Below are 21,828 nucleotides of genomic sequence, written 5' to 3'. Positions count from 1 at the left end.
TAAATAAGTATTTTTTGAAAAAATAATTTAAAATAAACATTTTATTATTTTATAAAGACTAGATAAAAATATATTTAAAAATAAAGTTGTTAATAAAATTAACAACACAAATATAAAAGAATGAAAATTAGATATAAACAAATAATTTTTAAGCAAAATTTTTATGCTTATAAATATTAAAATTATTCCAACACCATATTTCAAATATTTATTTTTTATAAGTATAAAAGATAATAAAAGATATATAGATCTCATTCCTAGCATAGCAAATAAATTAGATGATATAATAATAAAAGAATCGCTAGTAATTGAAAATACAGCAGGAATACTATCTAAAGCAAAAATAATATCACTAAATTCAATCATTATTAATGAAACAAAAAACGGAGTTATGAATATCGATCCTTTTTTTGTAATAAAAAAATGATCATTTTTTAATTTATTTGTAATTCTTAATCTTTTTTTTAAAAAATTTAAAAAAATACTTTTTTTAATTAATTGGTTACTATTTTCATTTTCAAAAAATATTTTAATTCCGGTATAAAAAATAAAAATACCAAATATATAAAAAAACCAGTCATATCTTTCTAATATTATGAATCCAGATAAAATAACTATTAATCTAAAAAATATAGCACCTAAAACACCATAGGTTAATAGCTTGCTTTGCAAGCATAAAGAATGAATATTAAAATGCCTAAAGATAACTAACCAAACAAATAAATTATCTATAGATAAAAATTTTTCAATTAAGTAACCCGTAATTAAATTCAATATTTTATTATTAGCTATAAATATATCAAATTTATTATTAAGAAAAAACCATAATAAGAAAGAAAAAATAGAGAATAAAAAAAATAAAAAAATAGACCAAAATATTGAAAAATTAAAGGATATTTTTGATTTGGAAGTCTTAAAGTTTAATAATAAATCAAAAAAAACTATAATAAAAAAAAATATAAACAAACTAGTCCATAAAATCGGAGTACCAATATTATTCAAATAATATTCATCCTTATATTTTTTAATAAAAAATACGAAAAAAATATTATATTACTAATAATTTAATTTTTAAAGTATTAAATAATTAATATTGACAAAAATCACAAAAAAAAGACTTACGTTTATTTTGTATAATACTTATTATAAGGTTATTACATAAATAACATTTCTTATTTTTTCTATTATAAACATATAAGTTTCTATGAAATAAACCAAAAATTCTATTTGTACAAATAAAATTTTTTATAGTTGTACCGCCCAGTTTAATAGAAGATTTTAATACTAATTTAATAATAAAAACTAATTTTTTAACTTCATAAAAAGATAATGTATTAGAAATTCTTGTGGGTAATATTCCTGCATGAAATAAACATTCATTAGAATATATATTTCCTAGACCAGAAATTATAGATTGATTCATTAAACAGTTTTTTATAAAAGTTTTTTTTGCCTTAGGATAGAAAAAAAATATATTGCGCTAAATTTACTACTAAAAGGGTCTGGACCTAAATTTGAAATAAATTTAAAGGTACTAAAATCATATACCCAAACAAATAAACCAAATCTACGAACATCATTATATCTTAAAATTTTATTATTACTAATAAATAAATCTATATGATCATTATTATTAAAAATATTAGATTGATGATTTGGTAAAATACATAAATTTCCAGACATGCCCAAGTGGATAATAATATAACCATAATTTAAATGAATTATTAAATATTTACCTTTTCTGAATAAATCTACAATAATATAATTTTTGATTTTATAAATTTCTCTAGATATTGGTAATCTTAGATTACTATTTCTAACAACTGAAAATAAAATTTTTTTTCTTATTAAATATGGATATATACTTAAAAGAGTAGATTGAACTTCAGGTAACTCTGGCATAAAATTTAAACCTATACATGTTATATAAAAGTTGCATTAAATATTGTACATTAAATTTATATAATCAATTAATATTTTTGGATAAATACCAAAAATAAAAATAATCAAAAATAAAAAAAATAACAATAAATTATTAAAAGAAAACAATTTCATATTATGTTTATAATTATTAATTTGGACTGATTTAGAAATAGGTAAATAAAAATTAATAATTATTCTTAAATAATAGTATAAAGATAATACACTTCCTATAATAATAGATAAAATTAGAAAATAAAATTTTGAATTTATAATTAACATTAAAATATAAAATTTTCCAATAAAACCAACTGTTAAAGGAATACCAAGTAAAGAAAATACCATAAAAGTTGCACATAAGGATAAAATAGGATGCTTCCAAAATAAACCACGATAGTAACTTAAATAATTTTCTGATGGAATATTATATATATTAGATATATGATTAATAATAGTAAAAAAACCTATAGAACTCAAAATGTAAGATATAAAATATATTCCTATAGTTTCTAATGCAAGATCAAAATTTTTTAAAGAAATAAAAATAGAAATTGCATATCCAACATGAGATATAGAAGAATAACCTATAATTTTTTGTATACTATTTTCAAATAAAGCCATAATATTCCCAATAATAATTGAAAAAAAAGCAAAAAAGTATAACAAATAAAATATTTCTCTGTTGTAATATAAAGGAATACAAAATAATAATTTTAAAAAAGCTATAAGTATAGAAAATTTAACTAATGTTGAAATATAAAAAGATACTGGTAAAGATAAACCTTCGAAAATATCTTTAGTCCATAGATGAAAAGGAAATAAAGATAATTTTAAACTAATACTAACTAATATCATTAATATAGATAATAAAAATATTATATGTTCAGATAAAGTAATATCATTTAATATATTACCTAAAATTATAAAATTTAAATTACCAAACAAAGCATATAATATAGCTATGCTAAAAAGTAAGAAGGATGAAGAAACAGAAGATAATATAATATATTTAATAGATGAATTTAATGAATATTTATTATTAATTACATACCCAATCAAACCAAAAATAGGCAAAGACATCAATTCCATGCTTAAAAAAAATGTTATCATATGATTTGACAAAATCAATATCATGCAACCTAAAATAGATATAAGTAATAAAATATAAAATTCTTCTGAATTAAGATTATGGTTTGATAACCAATTATAAGATGCAAAACATACTGTGATACTAGTAAATATTAATATTGAAGTATAAAATATAGTAGATCTGTCAAAAATTATAAATTTATTTATATATAAAAAATTAAAATCAATTAGAAACAAAGATAAACCAGAAATACTTAATCCTAATATTGAAATAATTAGTACAGATAAATGATGCCTATAAAAAGAAATAAATATAATTAATAATATAACAGTAAATAATAAAATTAATAATGGTAAAAAAGAGATTAATTCTGAAATTTGAATTATCATGTTAAAATTGAAACCTTATATTTTTATTGAAATAAAACAATTAAAATACTTATATATATCAAATATTACATAAGATGTAGTATATAATATATATTTCGGGCAAAGACCAAAAAATATCAATACAATTAGTATAAAGATAGAAATAATATATTCTTTAATAAAATTTTTACTAAAAATATATTTATTTTTTACAATTCCAAAACATATATTCTGTAGCATAGATAAATAATAAACAGATGATATTATTAGACTACAAGAAGCAAAGAACGTTATAATAGGAAATTTATAAAAAGATCCTAATAAAATTAAAAATTCTCCAATAAAATTACCGGTAAAAGGAATACTTAAATTAGCAAAAATAAAAAAAATAAATAAACTAGCAATAAATGTATGGCTAGTCCATAATCCCCCTAATTCATGCATTTTTCTAGTTTTAAAAATAGTATAAATCTGTCCTGATAATATAAATAAAGCAGCTATTGAAAGACTACTGCAAATTATTTGAATCATAACACCTTGAAGAGATAGTTTACTTCCAGTATAAATAGCAATTAAAATGAATCCCATATGAGATATAGCACTATAAGATATAATTCTTTTAATGTCATTTTGTAAAAAAGCCATAAAAGCACCATAAAAAATACTAATTAAACCTAAAAACATAAATAAATCAGTAAAATAAATAGAAGCATTTGGAAATAAACAAACACAAAAACGTAATAAACAGTAAACAGCAGTTTTTACTAAAATAGCAGATAAATCTATAGATCCTGCAGTTGGAGCATATGTGCTAGCTTCTGGTAACCAACTATGAAAAGGAACAATAGGCATTTTTATAGCAAAAGAAATAAAAAAACAAAACATTAAAACATACTCTACAAAAATTGGCATTGGAGTTTTAATTAATAAATTATAATCAAAAGTCCATAGATTAGTATAACTATGAAAATTTATAGCTAATCCTAATATAGATACTAAGAGCATAATTCCAGAAACTTGTGAATACATGAAAAATTTATTTGCGGCATTTATACGATATTTTTTATTATATCCCCAAAAAGAAATTAAAAAGTAGATAGGAATTAAAATTAATTCCCAGAAAAGAAATAATAAAAATAAATCTAAAGAAACAAATATTCCTAAAACACAACATAAAATTATTATTAGGTTAAAATAAAAAAGACCTGTAGATTTTTTAATTTCATCCCAAGATACAATTATGGATATAATACCTAAAATATTAGTTAATATAATCATTATTAATGACAAACCATCTAAACCTAAATGAAAATTTATATTAAACCTAGAAATCCAGGATTCAGAAAATTCTAACGTCCATTTAGAATGATATGTATGATAAGTAAAATATAAAAAATGATAAATCCATATGTATATTGAAATAATAAATGTTGTTAATATTGTTATTAAAGCAAAAAATCTAGGAAATTTTTTATTAAAACATTCAGAACTTAAGCAAAATAAACTACCTAAAATAGGAATTATTATTAATAATACTAGTATCATAATATTGATTTTATGTCCATTTTATGAATTTTAAATTTATAAATAATGTTCTAAAATTACTTAATTTATATATATTAAATATGAAAATTATTTTTATAAATTAATTAAAAATATATTTTAAAAAATTTAAATAATAAAAATAATATTTTTATAAATAAAAATAAAATAATAAATAAACTATTATTATTAATAAATTTAAAATAGTTGATGTTATATACCATCTAGTTAAACCATTAACGCTTAATATCATAAAAGTATTTATGTTCTTAATAAATAATATAGGTAAATCATAAAAAGCATACAAAAATTTAGAAGATATAATTCTTATAATTTTAAAGTATAAATTAACAAAAATTTTTTCATATAAATAATCAAATTTAAAACCAAAAAGTAAAAAATTACAAATTTTATTAATATATTTCATTTTAGTAAATGATATAAATTGTTTAGGAAAGACTACTAAACATAGAATAGATATAAGCAAAGCAAGAAAAATTATTATAGTAGAAAAAATTTCTAATTTAATTTTATATATTTTATTTATTGCATTATTTATAAAAAAAATATCAAAAGTACAATCAACTAAATATCCAAAAATACATGATAAGAATAAAAGAACTATTAATGGTAAATAGTGACTAATACTTAAATTATTGTATTTTAAAAAAAAATATTTTTTATTGCTATGAAATAAAATGTAAATCATTCTAAATGTATACAAAACTGTAATAAAAGCTCCTAATAATCCTATTGATAAAAATACAAAAGATTTATGTAATAACATATTAAGTAAAATATATTCTTTGCTATAAAAACCAGATGTTATAAAAGGAAAAGAGCAAAGAGATAAACTACCAATTAAAAAACAAGCATAGATAAAAGGAATTTTTTTATAAAATACATTTATTTTAAATATATTTTGTTCATGCTTACAAAATAAAATCAAAGAACCTGCAGATAAAAATAATAATGCTTTAAATATGGCATGTGTAACTAAATGAAAAACTGCAGCATTCCATCCATTAAATCCCATAGATAAAAACATATAACCTAATTGGCTCATAGTCGAATATGCTAATATTTTTTTTATATCTGTTTGTACTAATGCAGAAAATGAACCAACTAATAAAGTAACAGAACCTATTACAGAAATAACAAAAAGTATTTGAGGGGTGCAAGAGAATAAATTATGGGTTCTAACTATCAAATATACACCAGCAGTTACCATTGTTGCAGCATGTATTAAAGCTGAAACAGGAGTAGGTCCTACCATTGCATCAGACAACCAAGTATGCAAAGGTATTTGAGCTGATTTTCCTATTGATCCTAATAATAAAAATAATGTAATTGATGACAATATAAAAGAATTATGCTTATATAAATCTATATTAGATATCTGAATTATTTCTGATAGATTCAATGTACCTAAATGATAGTAAATCATAAACATAGATAAAATTAAAAAAATATCTCCTATACGAGTAACTATAAAAGCTTTCATAGCTGATTTAGTATTTTCTATTTCTGTATAATAAAAACCAATAAGAAGATAAGAACATATACTTACTAACTCCCATCCAAAATACATACAAATTAAATTATCAGACAGAACTAAAATTATCATACTAAAAATAAAAAGATTTATATAAGCAAAAAATCTAATATATCCTGAATCTTTATTCATATACCAAACTGAAAAAATATGAATTAATAAACCTACTATTGTTATCAACAACAACATAGTTATAGATAAGTGATCAAATAATAGATTGAAACTAATATTAAATTTATCAATAGTAATTAAATTATATAAATTAAATACAGTTAAATTAAAATATTGATTAAAAAAAATAAAAACTAAATAAAAAGAAATTAATGTAGACAGTAATACAGATCCTACTCCTATCTTTGAAACTAAACTTTTTGATATAAATTTATAAGATAAAGATAGAAATAAAAAACTGATTAAAGGAAATAAAATAACAAAATATATTAAATTCATTTATATATCTCGCTTAATATATCAATATTCAAATGCTTATATCTTCTATAAAATTGAATCAAAAATGCTAAACTAATACTAGCTTCAGCAGCAGCTATAGTAATAGCTAAAATATACATTATACTACCATCATTATTATTCCAATAATTACCACTAATAACCAAAGCAAGTGCAGAAGAATTCATCATTATTTCAATACTTATGAATATGAATAACAAATTGCGCCTTATAATTAAAGATGATAATCCTAAAATAAATAATATAGCAGATAAAATTAATCCGTGAGATAAAAAAATCATAATTAAATTATTACTCTTGTTAAATATGAAACTTATATATAAATTATATAATAATTATTTAAGAATTTTTACTTTGTTTTCCAATATGAAAAATAATAACTATAGCAGATAATAATATTATTGAAGAAATTTCCACTGCTAATACATATGAATTAAACAAATCAATACCTAATCGTGTAATATTAAATATTATATAATTAATTTTTTGATCTGAAAACATTGAAAGAATATAAGAAAATAAAAAAATTAATACAAATGAAAAAAGAAAAAAAAGAAAAAAAGCAGAAAGATTTATCTTATTAAACTTATGATATTCATCAATATTTAACACATTTAACATCATAAGTATAAAAATAAATAATACTAATATAGCTCCAGCATATATAATAATTTCTAAAGCACCAATAAACCAAGATCCTAAAGAAATAAAAACTCCAGATATTGAAATAATAGAAAATAAAAAAGATAATAATAAATAAACAGGTGTTGTAATAATTACTGTAAAAAAAGTCGAAATTATAGATAAAAAACTAAATATGTAAAAAAAAAGATTCATATTTTATTTCCTATGGTAATATATTCTTAACATCTATAGGAGTAGATTGATTCTTTATATTATTTTTATTTTTTAATATAGATGAAACCCCTGAAAAATGATAAAAGTTATAATCAGGATATTTACCAGGACCAGAAATAAGTAGATCATCTTTTTCATAGACTAAATCTTTACGATTATAATCACTCATTTCAAAATCAGGAGTAAGCTGTATGGCAGTTGTAGGACATGCTTCTTCACACAAACCGCAGAAAATACATCTAGAAAAATTAATTCTAAAAAATTTAGCATACCATCTTCCGTTATTTTTTTCTGATTTTTGAAGAGAAATGCAATCAACAGGACAAACCGCAGAACATAAATTACAAGCTACACAACGTTCTTCACCATCAGGGTCTCTAGTTAACACAATTCTACCTCTATATCTAGGAGATAAATTTACAGATTCCTCAGGATACCTTTTAGTTTCAGATTTAGAAAAAATATTAATAAAAACAAAATACAAACTTCTAATTTGAGATATAAAACATAGTAAAAAATTTTTAATAATCATAAAATAACCGTCTTTGATTTAATTTTAATTAAATAAAACTACAGAAGCAGTAATTAAAACATTAACTAAAGATATTGGTAAACAGTATTTCCATCCTAAAGACATTAATTGATCATATCTAGGTCTGGGTAATGAAGCTCTTATTAAAATAAAAATAAAAATAAAAAACATGGTTTTAATTAAAAACCATAATAAAGGTGGTAATATAGGACCTAACCAACCGCCAAAAAAAAGACAAACAACTAACATGGAAACAACTATAATTGAAATATATTCACCTATAAAGAACAAACCAAATTTCATACCAGAATATTCAATATGATATCCATCTGCTAATTCTTGTTCAGATTCAGGTTGATCAAATGGATGACGATGACATATAGCTAAACAAGATATAAAAAAATTAATAAAACCTAAAAATTGAGGAAAAACATTCCAAACATATTGCTGATCATAAATTATCTTAGACAAATTAAAAGAATTAGATTGGATTATAACTCCAAGCAATGATAAACCTAAAAATATTTCATAGCTAATAGTTTGAGCTGCAGCTCTAATAGATCCAAGTAAAGAATATTTGTTATTACTAGACCAACCGGCAAACAATATTGAATATACAGATAAGCTAGACATCATAATAAAAAATAATATACCTAAATTAAAATTAGTTATTACATAAAAAGGTATAAAAGGAATAATAGTAATTACTAATAGTAAAGAAATAAATGATATAACAGGAGCAATAACAAATAATATAGAATTTGCAAATGGAGGAATCCAATCTTCTTTAAAAATCATTTTAATCATATCAGCTATTAATTGCATACTACCATATATTCCAACTCTATTAGGACCATCTCTATTTTGAAATAATGCTAATAAGCGCCTTTCTAAAATACTTAATAAAGCTCCAGAAATTATAATAATAAATGCTATTAAAATTACATAATAAACATTATATGATACCAATTTAATATTATTTGAATATAAATTTTGCATTATATTATCGCTCTTATATTATTTATTGTTTTACCTGATAAAGATAGTGGAATTCCAGGCATACCTAAAGGAAGCGCTGCTAAGCCCTTTTTAATTGAAGAAGAAAAATGTATAGTAAAAATAAATTTTTCTTTTGAGCAAATAAAACTTATTTTTTTTCCTTCTATTAAATTCAATTTATTTTCGTATAATTGATTAATAATCATAACAAATTCAAATGTATTTTTTTTAATAAAAGTAGATTTATATGTCATTTCATCACTTCCAAATAATAAATAATATGGAACAATACAAAAAGTAGAATTATTTTTTTTGAGTTCAGGTATATAATTAAATGAAAGAATATAATTTTTACTAGTTTTTTTTAAAAAACTATTTGAAACATTAGTTTTACTTTTTTTTGTAAATAAATTAAATTTAATCCATGCATGAACTGAATTTATGCCAGGATACCAAACAAATGGAATATGTGAAGAAGATTCATTTAAATTATTACTACCTTCCATTGAAAAAGTAAACATACTATCTTTATCTTGAGGTTGAGATTTTTCATGTATATTATAATTAGAAAAAATAGCAGTACGACCACTATATCTATGAGGAGATCTAGCAATTTTTTGACCTATTTTTTTAAAAGATGAAGATGGAGCAGCAAATTTTACTCCTAATAATTTAGGAAACTGTAATACTAAACAATTAATAACATCATCTAAATTATTCCAATTTGTACTCGAATTATCTAATCTTTTTTGAATTTTATGTAAAAGTCTCCACGAATCAATTATATAGTTATCATTACAAAAGTTAGGATTATGAGCACTAAAAAAACGCTGGGATCTGCCTTCATAATTTAATACAGTACCAGTAGTTTCAGAAAAACTAGAACAAGGAAAAATAATATTAGCTTTATTAGAAGTATTAGTAATATAATGATCTAAAACTACCAAGTTTTTTACTTTACTTAATGCAAAATCAGCTGTTTGTTTTTGAAAACATCTATATAAATCGTTTTCTAAAATTATAGCAGTATCTATTTCAGAAGAAATTAATCTTTTTAAAGCTAAATCTAAAGATAGATTGCTTAATAAATTTAACCCAATACTATTAACTGCTCTAGGTATTAATGCTATACCTAATTGTTGATTCAATTTTTTTTTCTTTAAAGATAAATATATATTAATTGCAGATTGTATAATAGAAACATTTAATAAACTACTTCCAGAAACAATTAAAACTTTATTAGATGATAGTAAAATTTTAGATATTGAATCTATCTTATCAAATTCATTAACAGATGAAAATTGTATTTTATAATCTATATCATTTATTAAATTATCAATAGCAAATCCAAAACAAGCTTGTTCTTCTGGTGAAGAAAAATATTTATATTCAGCAATATCATCTAGTTTAGTATTCTTAATACTAGTAATAAATAAATGCTTTTCATTTTTTGTATTTTTAGTAGTATTTGATATATTTTTATTGATAGCTTGACGAATAGACAAAGCCATACGAGATGCTGTTTGAGTAACATCTTCACCTAATATTAAAATGGCATCATAATTTTCTATTTCTATTAAACTAGGAGTATAAAAATTATTATCTTGTAGTACATCAGTCATAAGTTTTATACAAGAATTTTCTTTATCTATATTATCATTATAAAAATTTTTTTTTCCAACTAAATTATATAAAGCAAAATTATTTTCTATACTTGATCTTGATGATCCTATACCAATGATATGATTAGATTTTTTTATTATTTCGATTAGTTTATTTATAGAATTATTTAAATCTAATTTTATAAAATTATCTTTATCATACAATTTAGGATATACAATTCTATTACTAGAATTAATATAATCATAACCAAATCTACCTAAATCACAAATAAAATAATTATTAATTTCACTATTATATCTATTCTCTATTCTAGATATTTTTCCGTATCTTTCACCTATAATGATATTACATCCAATACTACATGAATGACATACACTAGGAGAATATTGCATATCCCACTTTCTACTATAATGATTAGTACTTATTTTATCAGTAAATACACCAGTAGGACAAATTTCTATCAAATTACCTGAAAATTCACTTTCCAAAGGACCGTCTTTTAAACGACCAAAATAAATTTTATTACTTATACCATAAACATCAAAATCTTTACCTCCGGCATAATCTTTATAATATCTTACACAACGATAACAAGTAATACATCTATTCATATTATGAGTTATAAAATCACCTAAATATTGACTAATAAAAGTACGTTTATTAAATCTATACTTACGAATATTATGACCTGAAATAACAGTCATATCTTGTAAATGACAATTTCCTCCTTCTTCACATATAGGACAGTCATGAGGATGATTTGTCATAAGCATTTCTATTATACTAGATCTGAAAGATTTCACTTCATCATCATTAACAGATATTAATAATCCTTGTTTTATAGGAGTCATACAAGACATAACTATACGACTAATTTTTTCATCATTAACATATATATATTCTTTAACAGCACATTGTCGGCAAGATCCTATACTACCTAAAACAGGATGCCAACAAAAATAAGGAATATTAAAACCTAAAGATAAACAAGCGTGTAACAGATTATCTGAATTTTGTATTTGATATTTTTTATCATCTATATAAATGGATGTCATAATTAAATTTATTCCATATTTCAAAAAAATTAAAAATTAATCTTAAAGATAAAAATTATTTAAAAAAATTATTTTTTAAATAATTTAAAATTAAGCAAGTTTGATTGAATTCCTTTTATGTGATTAAAAATATATTTTTTATTTGAAATACCTAACTCAAATTCTGATCTAAAATATTTAATTCCACTTAATAAAGGAGATATTGCACCAGGAGCATGAGCGCAAAAAGTTTTACCTGGATTCAAATTAAAACAAATATCTTCTAAAGTTTCAATATCTCCTTCATGACCTTGTTTATTTTTTAAATCTTTTAAAATATTCACAATCCAAGGCAAACCGTCTCTACAAGGAGTACACCAACCACAAGATTCTCTAGAAAAAAATTTCTCTATATTCAATAATAAAGAAACGATATTAATAGTATTATCAATTGCCATAGATACAGCTGTTCCTAACCTACTACCACATTTTTGAATATTAGTAAAATCCATTGGTGTATCGATATGACTAGGAGTTAATAAAGCAGTTCCAGCTCCACCTGGCTGCCATGCTTTTAATTTAAAACTATCTTTCATACCACAAGCATATTCTTCTAAAATTTCTCTAGCTGATATACCAAAAGGAACTTCCCATACTCCTGGATTTTTTACTTTACCTGAAAAACCCATCATTTTAGTTCCAGAATCTGAACCTTTAGATAAATTTTTATACCAAGAGACTCCATAATGAACTATAGAAGGTACATTTGATAATGTTTCCACATTGTTAATACAAGTAGGTTTACCCCATAAACCAGCTACAGATGGAAAAGGAGGTTTAAATCTGGGATTAGCTCTTTTACCTTCTAAAGAATTTATTAAAGCAGTTTCTTCTCCACAAATATATCTTCCAGCTCCCATATGTAAAAAAATATCAAAACTAAAACCACTATGCAAAATATTTTTTCCTAAATAACCGGCATTATAAGCTTCACAAATAGCTTTCTGTAAATTTATCCCAGACTGTATATATTCTCCGCGTAAAAAAATGTAACCTATACATGCATTTATAGCAAATGCTCCAAGCAACATACCCTCTATCAATTGATGAGGTAATTGTTCCATTAATAATTTATCTTTATATGTTCCAGGTTCCATTTCATCTGCATTACATATTAAGTAAACAGTCAAATCTTTTGATGTATTTTGATGAAATGAATTCCACTTTATTCCTGTAGGAAAACCAGCTCCTCCTCTTCCTCTTAAACCAGATTCAATAATAATATCAGTCAATTCCTTAGAATTAAGATGATTAAAAGTTTTTTTGATAGAAGCATAACCATTATTATTACAGTATTCCTTTAACCAAACAGGTTGTTGATCTTTTCTTAACCTCCATGTCAAAGGATGTGTTTCATCAGTTTTAATAATATTTTTCATCGATAATACTCTAATATTTTAGTAATACAAGATGGAGTTACACATGAATGAATGTTATTATCTATCATAATAACAGGTCCTTTATCACAATTTCCTAAACAACATATAGGTAACAAAGTAAAGCGAAAATCTTTAGTTGTTTCTCCTGAGGATATAGATAATTCAGTCTCTAAAGTTTTTTTTACTTCTTCAAAATTATTTATATAACACACTACACTATCACAATAACGTATAATATGACGACCAACTTGCTGGCGAAAAATCTGACTATAAAAAGTTGCTACACTTTCAACTTCAGATGGTGATATATTTAATATATTAGCTATAGCAATAATAGCATCATCACTGACCCACCCACGTTTTTCTTGAACAATTTTTAATGCTTCTATAGATACAGATAAAGAAGTTTCATAATGACACTTTTTCTCTTCTATTAATTTAATTTCTGAGTTACTTAATTTGAATTTTTTAGGTGAAATACTTAAATCCAAATTAAAAAAATTTTTTTTGTTCATTATTTATCGATCCACATCAGACATAACAAAATCAATACTGCCAAGATATACAATAAGATCAGACAACAAACTTCCTCTGATTACTGAAGGAATTTGTTGTAAATGAGGAAAACTAGGAGTACGAATACGAGTACGATAACTATAAGTATTACCATCACTGAATAAATAGTAACTATTAACACCTTTAGTAGCTTCTATCATTTGAAAACTTTCATTTACTGGTAATATAGGCCCCCATGATACTTGTAAAAAATGATGAATCATTGTTTCTATATTTTGTAAAGTATAATCTTTAGGAGGCGGTGTAGTTAAAGGATGATCTGATTTAAATGGACCAGAGGGCATATTAAGTAAACATTGTTTTAATATAGATAAACTTTGATAAATTTCTTCAACTTTGAGCATAACTCTAGAATAACAATCGCTTATTCCATATCCTATAGGTACTTCAAAATCAAAGTTTTCATATCCAGAATAAGGCCTAATTTTACGAACATCAAAATTTACACCAGTAGCTCTTAAACCAGAACCAGTTACACCCCAAGATATAGCTTCCTTTTTAGAATATGCTGCTACTCCCTTAGATCTATTAATTAATATGGTATTCTTCAAAGAAGTCTGTATATACTTATTTAAACGCTTAGGAATCCAATCAATTAATTCTTGTAGTAAAATATCCCAACCTATGGGTAAATCACTAGCTAGTCCTCCAATTCTAAACCAAGCAGGATGCATTCTTGCTCCAGTGATAGACTCTATAACATCATAAATTTTTTGGCGATCTGTAAATGCTAAAAAAACAGGTGTCATAGCTCCTACATCTTGAATAAATGTTGAAATGTATAGTAAATGACTATTAATACGAAACAATTCTGACATCATTACTCTTATAACTTTAACTCTATCAGAAACTTTAATATTAGCTAATTTTTCAATTGCTAATATATAAGGCATTTCATTAACACATCCACCAAGATATTCTATACGATCTGTATAAGGAATAAAACTATGCCATGACTGACGTTCAGCCATTTTTTCAGCACCTCTGTGATGGTAACCTATGTCTGGAACACAATCTATTATCTCTTCACCATCTAATTGTAATATAATACGAAAAGCACCATGAGAAGAAGGATGATTTGGACCTAAATTTAAAAACATATAATCAGAATATTTATTCTGAATGTTCATACCCCAATCTTCAGGTTTAAAAGTTAAAGATTCCATATCAGAATCTTCTTGTTTTTTTGTTAGAGTAAATAAATTTGAATCTGTTGCACGAGCAGGATAATCTTTACGTAAAGGATAACCTACCCATGTTTTAGGCATAATAATTCTAGTTAAATTAGGATGATTTAAAAAAATTATTCCAAACATCTCCCAAGTTTCTCTTTCATACCAATTAGCATTAGGAAAAATATTAGATATAGAAGATATTTTTAAATTTTTTTCTAACAAAGGAACTTTAATTAAAATATCAGTGTTGCGTTCTAAGGAAATAAGATGATAAAAAACTGAAAAATCAGCCGGAGGTAGGTTATCACGATAAACACGTAAACGTTCATCAACTCCATGTAAATCAAAAAGCATATTATATGGTTTTTCTATAATGTTACACAAAAATTTTATAATATTTTGTAAATTATGAAGGCTAATCCAAACTATAGGAAAACCAACAATAGAATTTTGAACTGTAAAACTATTTTTACTAAATTTATCAAACAAATCATATAATATGGAATTATCTAATTCCTCACTATTTAAATCTTGAGAGTCAAATTTCATAGTAGTTTTATTTTACAAAAAATTAGATTATTATTAAATTAATTAAAATAATATGAATTATATAAGATAAAAAATAATTATACTTTATCTTGATTACGCAGATATTTTACTTTAATTCTATTTTTATGTCTTATTTTTCTTTCAGATGTTATATTTTTTTTATAGACATTATTATCTAATAACCAAGATAAAGGTCTTTTTTCATGTGATATAGATTTTTGTAATAACATAAGAGCTTGTAAATAAGATTCAGGACGAGGAGGACATCCTGGAATATATACATCTACCGGTAAAAATTTATCTACACCCTGCACAACTGAATATATATCATACATTCCTCCTGAATTAGCACAAGCACCCATAGAAATGACCCATTTAGGTTCTAGCATTTGATCATATAAACGCTTGATTACAGGAGCCATTTTGATAAAAGGAGTACCTGCAATAACCATAAAATCTGCTTGTCTAGGCGATGCCCTTAATACTTCAGACCCAAATCTAGATACATCATGAAAAGAAGTAAAAGCGGTTACCATTTCAACATAACAACAAGATAAACCAAAATTATAAGGCCATAAAGAGTTTTTTCTACCCCAATTAACTATACTATTTATAGCTTTTTTTAAGCTGCCAAAATACACATTTTTAGCTGATTCTGTTTTAACAAAATTTTTTTCACTATTATTACTACTTTTACTACTAGTTTTACCTGATATATATTTTTTTTTTATTGGAGTTAAAGTATATTTCATATAATATCTATTAATTATGTTTATTATTCAGTTAATGATTCACTATTGGAAGTAGGAGTCCAATTGAGTGCTTGATTTTTTACTAGATATAGTAAGCTAATTAAAATAACAAAGACAAAAAAACAAACCTCAAAAAATCCAAAAATACCAATTTCTTTTACAGATACTGCCCAAACATATAAATACATAGTTTCTATATCAAAAATTATAAAAAACATTGCAATTAAATAAAATTTAACAGCAAAACGAATTTTACTACTACCAAATGAAGAAATTCCAGATTCAAACGGAACATTTTTATATCTGGAATAAGATTTTCCTCCTAAAAAATAACCTGCTAGCAACATTAAAAAACAAAAACTAAGAGAAAATAAAAAAAATATAAAAAAATTTAACAGTTCATCTGTATTTATAATATACATTGTTATTTATTTATTTTTAATTTAATTTAAATTATAGCATAATTTATATAATAGCAATATAAAATAAAAAATAACAATATATAAAAGTAATAACAAATATATTTTTTTTGGTCTAAACCCTTGATCAAATACAAAAAGACCCCATTTAATGGGTATTAAGTCTTATTTAAATAATAAAAATTAAAAATAATAACTATACTATATGAAATATATTCAGTTAATTAAAAGCCAAAAAAATGGGCGCATAAAAGTTAAAAACCCAATTAATCAAAAATTTTAGAGGAGAAATTAAATAATGGGTAAAATTATTGGTATTGACTTGGGAACAACAAACTCTTGTGTTGCTATTATGGACGGCAATAAAGCACGAGTATTAGAAAATTCTGAAGGAGATCGAACAACACCCTCAGTTATTGCATATACTCAAGAAGAAGAAATTTTAGTAGGACAACCAGCAAAACGTCAAGCAGTTACTAATCCCAAAAACACACTATTTGCTATTAAAAGATTAATAGGAAGAAAATTTGAAGAAGAAGAAGTTCAGCGTGATATAAAAATCATGCCTTACAAAATTATAAAATCTAATAACGGAGATGCTTGGATAAAAATAAAAAAACAAAAAATAGCTCCACCTCAAATATCAGCAGAAGTTTTAAAAAAAATGAAAAAAACTGCTGAAGATTATTTAGGAGAAAAAGTAACTGCAGCTGTTATAACTGTTCCTGCTTATTTTAATGATACACAAAGACAAGCTACAAAGGACGCAGGAAAAATAGCAGGAATGGAAATAAAACGCATAATAAATGAACCAACTGCAGCAGCTTTAGCTTATGGTTTAGATAAAGGAGAAGGCAATCGCACAATCGCAGTATATGATTTAGGTGGAGGAACTTTTGATATATCAATTATTGAAATAGATGAAGTTGATAAAGAAAAAACTTTCGAAGTTTTATCTACAAATGGTGATACTCACTTAGGAGGCGAAGATTTTGATAGTAGATTAATTAAATATTTAGTATCAGAATTTAAAAAAGAACAAGGAGTAAATTTAATAAATGATCCATTAGCAATGCAACGTTTAAAAGAATCAGCCGAAAAAGCAAAAATAGAACTATCATCTGCTAAACAAACAGATGTAAATCTACCTTATATAACAGCTGATGCAACAGGACCAAAACATTTAAATATAAAGGTAACACGTTCTAAACTAGAATCTTTGGTAGAAGATTTAATAATTAGATCAATTGAGCCATTAAAGACAGCATTAAAAGATGCAAACCTATCAGTAAAAGATATTAATGACATAATACTTGTAGGCGGACAAACAAGAATGCCTCTAGTACAATCAAAAGTAGCTGAATTTTTTGGAAAAGAACCAAGAAAAGATGTAAATCCAGATGAAGCTGTTGCAGTTGGTGCTGCAGTTCAAGGAGGAGTGTTATCAGGAGAAGTAAAAGATGTACTTCTACTTGATGTAACACCTTTGTCATTAGGAATAGAAACAATGGGAGGAGTTATGACTTCTCTAATAGGGAAAAATACAACTATTCCTACAAAACATAGTCAAGTATTTTCTACAGCTGAAGATAATCAATCTGCTGTAACAATACATGTATTGCAAGGTGAAAGAAAAAGAGCATTAGATAATAAATCATTAGGACAATTTAATTTAGATGGAATTCAACCAGCACCTAGAGGTATACCTCAAATAGAAGTAACATTTGATATAGATGCAGATGGAATTTTACATGTGTCTGCTAAAGACAAAAATACAGGAAAAGAACAAAAAATTACAATCAAAGCAACTTCTGGATTAACTGAAGAAGAAATAAAAAAAATGGTTAGTGAAGCAGAAGCTAACATAGAATCAGATAAAAAATTTGAGGAATTAATTAAAATACGTAATCAAGCTGACCAAATAATACATAGCACTAAAAAAAATATAAAAGAAAATATATCTAAAATATCAGATACTGAAAAAGAAAAAATTGAAATAGCTATAAATAATTTAGAAAATTCTTTGAAAGGAGAAAACAAAACAGATATTGAAAATAATATACAAACATTATTAAAAGAATCTGCTAAATTAGTTAATATAAATAATCAAAACTCGAAACAAGAAACAGAAAATAAAAGTAAATCAGAAAATAATTCATCTATTAAAAAAGAAGATGATGTTGTAGATGCTGAATTTGAAGAAGTTAAAGATCCTAAAAAATAAAATAGAAAAAATATTGTATAAAAATATAAAAATCATATTTTTAAAATTATATACAAATTATTATAAAAATTAAAATTAAAAACGGGCGTGGATGTAAAATCCAGGCCCGTGTATTTATGTAAATAGCAGGAAAGTAAGTATGACAAAAAAAGATTATTACAACATTTTAGGAATTTCAAAATCAGCTAAAGAACGTGAAATAAAAAAAGCATATAAACGTTTAGCAATGAAATATCATCCAGATAGAAATCAGGGAGATAAAAATGCTGAATTAAAATTTAAAGAAATAAAAGAAGCTTACGAAATATTAAGTAATCATCAAAAAAGAGAAGCATATGACCAATATGGACACTCTGCTTTTGAACAAGGTAATATGAATAATGGAGGATTTAGTAGTACTTTTACTAGCACAGCAGATTTTAGTGATATTTTTGGTGATGTTTTTGGTGATATTTTTGGAAATAATAGTAAAAAACAAGCATCACAAGGATCTGATTTAAAATATAATATTGAATTAACGCTAGAAGAAGCTGTCAAAGGAGTAAATAAGAAAATAAGAATACCTATTTTACAAACATGTGATACATGTTTAGGAAAAGGACTAAAACCAGGAACTAAAATACAAAAATGTAGTACATGTAATGGTAATGGACAAATTCATTTAAGAAAAGGTTTTTTTACAGTACAACAATCATGTCCTTCATGTAATGGTAAAGGATCTTTTATAAAAGAACCATGTATTTCATGTAATGGACATGGAAGAAAAGAAAAATATAAAACTTTATCAATAAAAATTCCTCCAGGAATAGATACGGGTGATAAAATACGTTTAGTTAATGAAGGTGAGGCTGGTGAATATGGTGCTCCTAAAGGAGATTTATATATTCAAATTCAAGTTAAACAACACCCAATTTTTCAAAGAGAAAAAAACAATTTGTTTTGTGAAATTCCAATAAATTTTGCAATGGCTGCTCTGGGAGGAGAAGTAGAAGTACCTACATTAGATAATAAAATAAAACTAAAAATACCAAAAGAAACACAAACAGGAAAATTATTTAGAATTAGAAATAAAGGAGTAAAATCAATTAGACGTGGAACTTATGGTGATTTATTATGTAAAGTAATAGTAGAAACTCCAGTAAACTTGAATATAAAACAAAAAAATATTATGAAAGAACTTGGAAATAGTTTTAATGGATTAAAAGGAAACAAAAATAGTCCAAAATCTAAAAGATTTTTTGATGGAGTAAAAAAATTTTTTGATGACTTAACAAAATAGATAAAATAAATATTTTATTGCTTCCTATAAAATAGGAAGCAATAAAAAATTTAATGCAAATATACTAAATAACAAAATAGATCAATTAAAAAATAATTAAGTGTATATAATTATAATTTATTAATACAAACCATTAACTTTGATTTATTTCTAGAAGCTTTATTTCGGTGTATAATCCCTCTCGAAGCATAACGATCCAAAATAGCCTGTAATTGATTAAAAAATAATAAAGCATCTTTTTTATTTTTAATCAAAATAGCTTTATGTACTTTTTTAATAAATGTTTTAATCATAGATTTTTTACTAATATTACTTTCTCTTCTTTTCTTAGATATTATTGCATATTTTTTTGCAGATTTAATATTAGCCAATTATTATCTCCTATATATTTTAATAGAAACTAAAACTGTAGAATTGCAATATATATTAATTAATTATATAAAACTATATGGTTTAAATAAATTTTTTTAAAATATATGAAAATTATACAAAATTTTAAAGATATAAAAAAAGAAACAAAAAAATCAATAATAATAATTGGTAATTTTGATGGGGTACATTTAGGTCACCAAAAATTAATTTTAGAAGCGTATAAAAAAAAAATACAAAATAACTATTCGTTAATAATAATAATTTTTGAACCTCATCCTATAGAATTTTTTATGAAAGAAAAATCTATAATTAGAATAAATTCTAAAAAAAACAAAATAAATCACTTATATAAATTAAAAGTAGATAAAGTTTTATGTATAAAATTCGATAAAAATTTTTCAAAAATAAAACCAGAAAAATTTATAACAAAAATATTAGTAAAAAAATTTAATATCAAGTATATATATATTGGAAAAGATTTTCGTTTTGGATATAAAGCTCAAGGTAATTATTTAACATTAAAAAAATATGGAGAAATATATAATTTTAATATCATAATTATTAAAAATTATTATATACAAGGACTAAAAGTTAGTAGTACTATTATCAGAAAAGCACTAAAAGAAAATAATTTTAAATTAGCAAAAAAATTATTAGGTTATAATTTTTATTTATCTGGTAAAGTAATACAGGGTAATAAAATAGGAAGAAAAATAGGATTTCCTACTGCTAATATCGAATTTAAACAAAATATTTTTCCAATTGAAGGAGTATTTATAGTAAAAGTTAAAATTTTAAATAATTTAAAAATTAATGGCGTAGCAAATATTGGAAGAAAACCTACATTTAAAAACAAAAATTATACATTAGAGGTACATTTTATAAATACAACACATGATGTATATGGAAAATATATAAAAGTAATATTTTATCAAAAAATAAGATCAGAAAAAAGCTTCGATTCTATAAAAAATCTAAAAAAACAAATTAGCAAAGATATTGAAATAGCTAAACTATATTTTTCAAAAAACACAAAAAAATAAGAAATAATAAA

20 protein-coding genes are annotated in these 21,828 nt (G+C 23.4%); 3 read left to right on the top strand and 17 right to left on the bottom strand.

Translation table 11 applies throughout. The features are described 5' to 3' along the window. Window positions 1-27: 27 nt before the first annotated feature. The 16 genes from AB4W60_RS00760 to ndhC form a co-directional block, all read right to left on the bottom strand. Window positions 28-1,002 carry a TerC/Alx family metal homeostasis membrane protein gene (locus tag AB4W60_RS00760; RefSeq protein ID WP_367676240.1) on the bottom strand — a complete coding sequence of 325 codons (975 nt, stop codon included), beginning with the start codon at window positions 1,000-1,002 and terminating at the stop codon, window positions 28-30. Window positions 1,003-1,087: 85 nt separating this feature from the next. Beyond that, a complete protein-coding gene (locus tag AB4W60_RS00755; RefSeq protein WP_367676239.1) occupies window positions 1,088-1,423 on the bottom strand; it encodes a hypothetical protein in 336 nt (111 codons plus the stop codon). 11 nt (window positions 1,424-1,434) lie between these two features. Next, complete coding sequence (locus tag AB4W60_RS00750; RefSeq protein ID WP_367676238.1) at window positions 1,435-1,902, bottom strand: DNA-formamidopyrimidine glycosylase family protein; 468 nt, start codon at window positions 1,900-1,902, stop codon at window positions 1,435-1,437. A gap of 36 nt (window positions 1,903-1,938) precedes the next feature. Beyond that, window positions 1,939-3,399: an NADH-quinone oxidoreductase subunit N gene (locus tag AB4W60_RS00745; RefSeq protein WP_367676237.1), complete on the bottom strand. Its 1,461-nt coding sequence runs from the start codon at window positions 3,397-3,399 to the stop codon at window positions 1,939-1,941. Between the two features lie 15 nt (window positions 3,400-3,414). Continuing rightward, window positions 3,415-4,923: a NuoM family protein gene (locus AB4W60_RS00740; RefSeq protein WP_367676236.1), complete on the bottom strand. Its 1,509-nt coding sequence runs from the start codon at window positions 4,921-4,923 to the stop codon at window positions 3,415-3,417. Window positions 4,924-5,071: 148 nt separating this feature from the next. Beyond that, on the bottom strand, window positions 5,072-6,925 hold the full coding sequence (gene nuoL / locus AB4W60_RS00735; protein ID WP_367676235.1) for an NADH-quinone oxidoreductase subunit L: 1,854 nt from the start codon (window positions 6,923-6,925) through the stop codon (window positions 5,072-5,074). After that, complete coding sequence (gene nuoK, locus AB4W60_RS00730) at window positions 6,922-7,224, bottom strand: NADH-quinone oxidoreductase subunit NuoK (protein WP_343188768.1); 303 nt, start codon at window positions 7,222-7,224, stop codon at window positions 6,922-6,924. Before nuoK ends, nuoL begins: the two co-directional genes overlap by 4 nt. Before the next feature lie 58 nt (window positions 7,225-7,282). Then, complete coding sequence (locus AB4W60_RS00725; protein ID WP_367676234.1) at window positions 7,283-7,780, bottom strand: NADH-quinone oxidoreductase subunit J; 498 nt, start codon at window positions 7,778-7,780, stop codon at window positions 7,283-7,285. A 10-nt stretch (window positions 7,781-7,790) separates the two neighbouring features. Further along, on the bottom strand, window positions 7,791-8,333 hold the full coding sequence (gene nuoI / locus AB4W60_RS00720) for an NADH-quinone oxidoreductase subunit NuoI (RefSeq protein ID WP_343188766.1): 543 nt from the start codon (window positions 8,331-8,333) through the stop codon (window positions 7,791-7,793). Window positions 8,334-8,357: 24 nt separating this feature from the next. Further along, complete coding sequence (gene nuoH / locus AB4W60_RS00715; protein ID WP_367676233.1) at window positions 8,358-9,332, bottom strand: NADH-quinone oxidoreductase subunit NuoH; 975 nt, start codon at window positions 9,330-9,332, stop codon at window positions 8,358-8,360. Continuing rightward, window positions 9,332-12,010 (bottom strand): NADH-quinone oxidoreductase subunit NuoG, encoded by a 2,679-nt coding sequence (gene nuoG / locus AB4W60_RS00710; protein ID WP_367676232.1) that lies wholly within the window; start codon window positions 12,008-12,010, stop codon window positions 9,332-9,334. The genes nuoH and nuoG overlap by 1 nt, the downstream gene beginning before the upstream one ends. Before the next feature lie 68 nt (window positions 12,011-12,078). Continuing rightward, window positions 12,079-13,428, bottom strand: a complete 1,350-nt coding sequence (nuoF, locus tag AB4W60_RS00705) for an NADH-quinone oxidoreductase subunit NuoF (protein ID WP_367676231.1) — start codon at window positions 13,426-13,428, stop codon at window positions 12,079-12,081. Then, window positions 13,425-13,943 (bottom strand): NADH-quinone oxidoreductase subunit NuoE, encoded by a 519-nt coding sequence (nuoE, locus tag AB4W60_RS00700; protein ID WP_367676230.1) that lies wholly within the window; start codon window positions 13,941-13,943, stop codon window positions 13,425-13,427. Before nuoE ends, nuoF begins: the two co-directional genes overlap by 4 nt. Before the next feature lie 3 nt (window positions 13,944-13,946). Next, window positions 13,947-15,728, bottom strand: coding sequence for an NADH-quinone oxidoreductase subunit C/D (gene nuoC / locus AB4W60_RS00695; RefSeq protein ID WP_367676229.1), 1,782 nt, complete (start codon window positions 15,726-15,728; stop codon window positions 13,947-13,949). A gap of 77 nt (window positions 15,729-15,805) precedes the next feature. Continuing rightward, window positions 15,806-16,480 carry an NADH-quinone oxidoreductase subunit B gene (locus AB4W60_RS00690; protein WP_367676228.1) on the bottom strand — a complete coding sequence of 225 codons (675 nt, stop codon included), beginning with the start codon at window positions 16,478-16,480 and terminating at the stop codon, window positions 15,806-15,808. Window positions 16,481-16,503: 23 nt separating this feature from the next. Beyond that, window positions 16,504-16,902: an NADH-quinone oxidoreductase subunit A gene (gene ndhC / locus AB4W60_RS00685; protein WP_367676227.1), complete on the bottom strand. Its 399-nt coding sequence runs from the start codon at window positions 16,900-16,902 to the stop codon at window positions 16,504-16,506. Window positions 16,903-17,197: 295 nt separating this feature from the next. Here ndhC and dnaK point away from each other — a divergent pair, with 295 nt between their 5' ends. Next, window positions 17,198-19,123, top strand: a complete 1,926-nt coding sequence (gene dnaK, locus AB4W60_RS00680) for a molecular chaperone DnaK (protein ID WP_367676226.1) — start codon at window positions 17,198-17,200, stop codon at window positions 19,121-19,123. Window positions 19,124-19,262: 139 nt separating this feature from the next. Beyond that, window positions 19,263-20,402, top strand: coding sequence for a molecular chaperone DnaJ (dnaJ, locus tag AB4W60_RS00675; RefSeq protein WP_343188757.1), 1,140 nt, complete (start codon window positions 19,263-19,265; stop codon window positions 20,400-20,402). A gap of 110 nt (window positions 20,403-20,512) precedes the next feature. Here dnaJ and rpsT read toward each other — a convergent pair whose 3' ends face one another. Next, a complete protein-coding gene (rpsT, locus tag AB4W60_RS00670; protein WP_343188756.1) occupies window positions 20,513-20,773 on the bottom strand; it encodes a 30S ribosomal protein S20 in 261 nt (86 codons plus the stop codon). Between the two features lie 105 nt (window positions 20,774-20,878). On the opposite strand from rpsT, the gene ribF reads away from it, so the two are divergent. Beyond that, on the top strand, window positions 20,879-21,817 hold the full coding sequence (gene ribF, locus AB4W60_RS00665) for a bifunctional riboflavin kinase/FAD synthetase (RefSeq protein ID WP_367676225.1): 939 nt from the start codon (window positions 20,879-20,881) through the stop codon (window positions 21,815-21,817). Window positions 21,818-21,828 lie beyond the last annotated feature (11 nt).

The sequence above is a fragment of the Buchnera aphidicola (Neophyllaphis podocarpi) genome (genome assembly GCF_964059055.1).
Classification (GTDB): Bacteria; Pseudomonadota; Gammaproteobacteria; order Enterobacterales; family Enterobacteriaceae; genus Buchnera_M; species Buchnera_M aphidicola_A.
The sequence above is the reverse complement of the archived record's forward strand: the minus strand, read 5'-3'. Positions and strand labels throughout refer to the sequence as shown.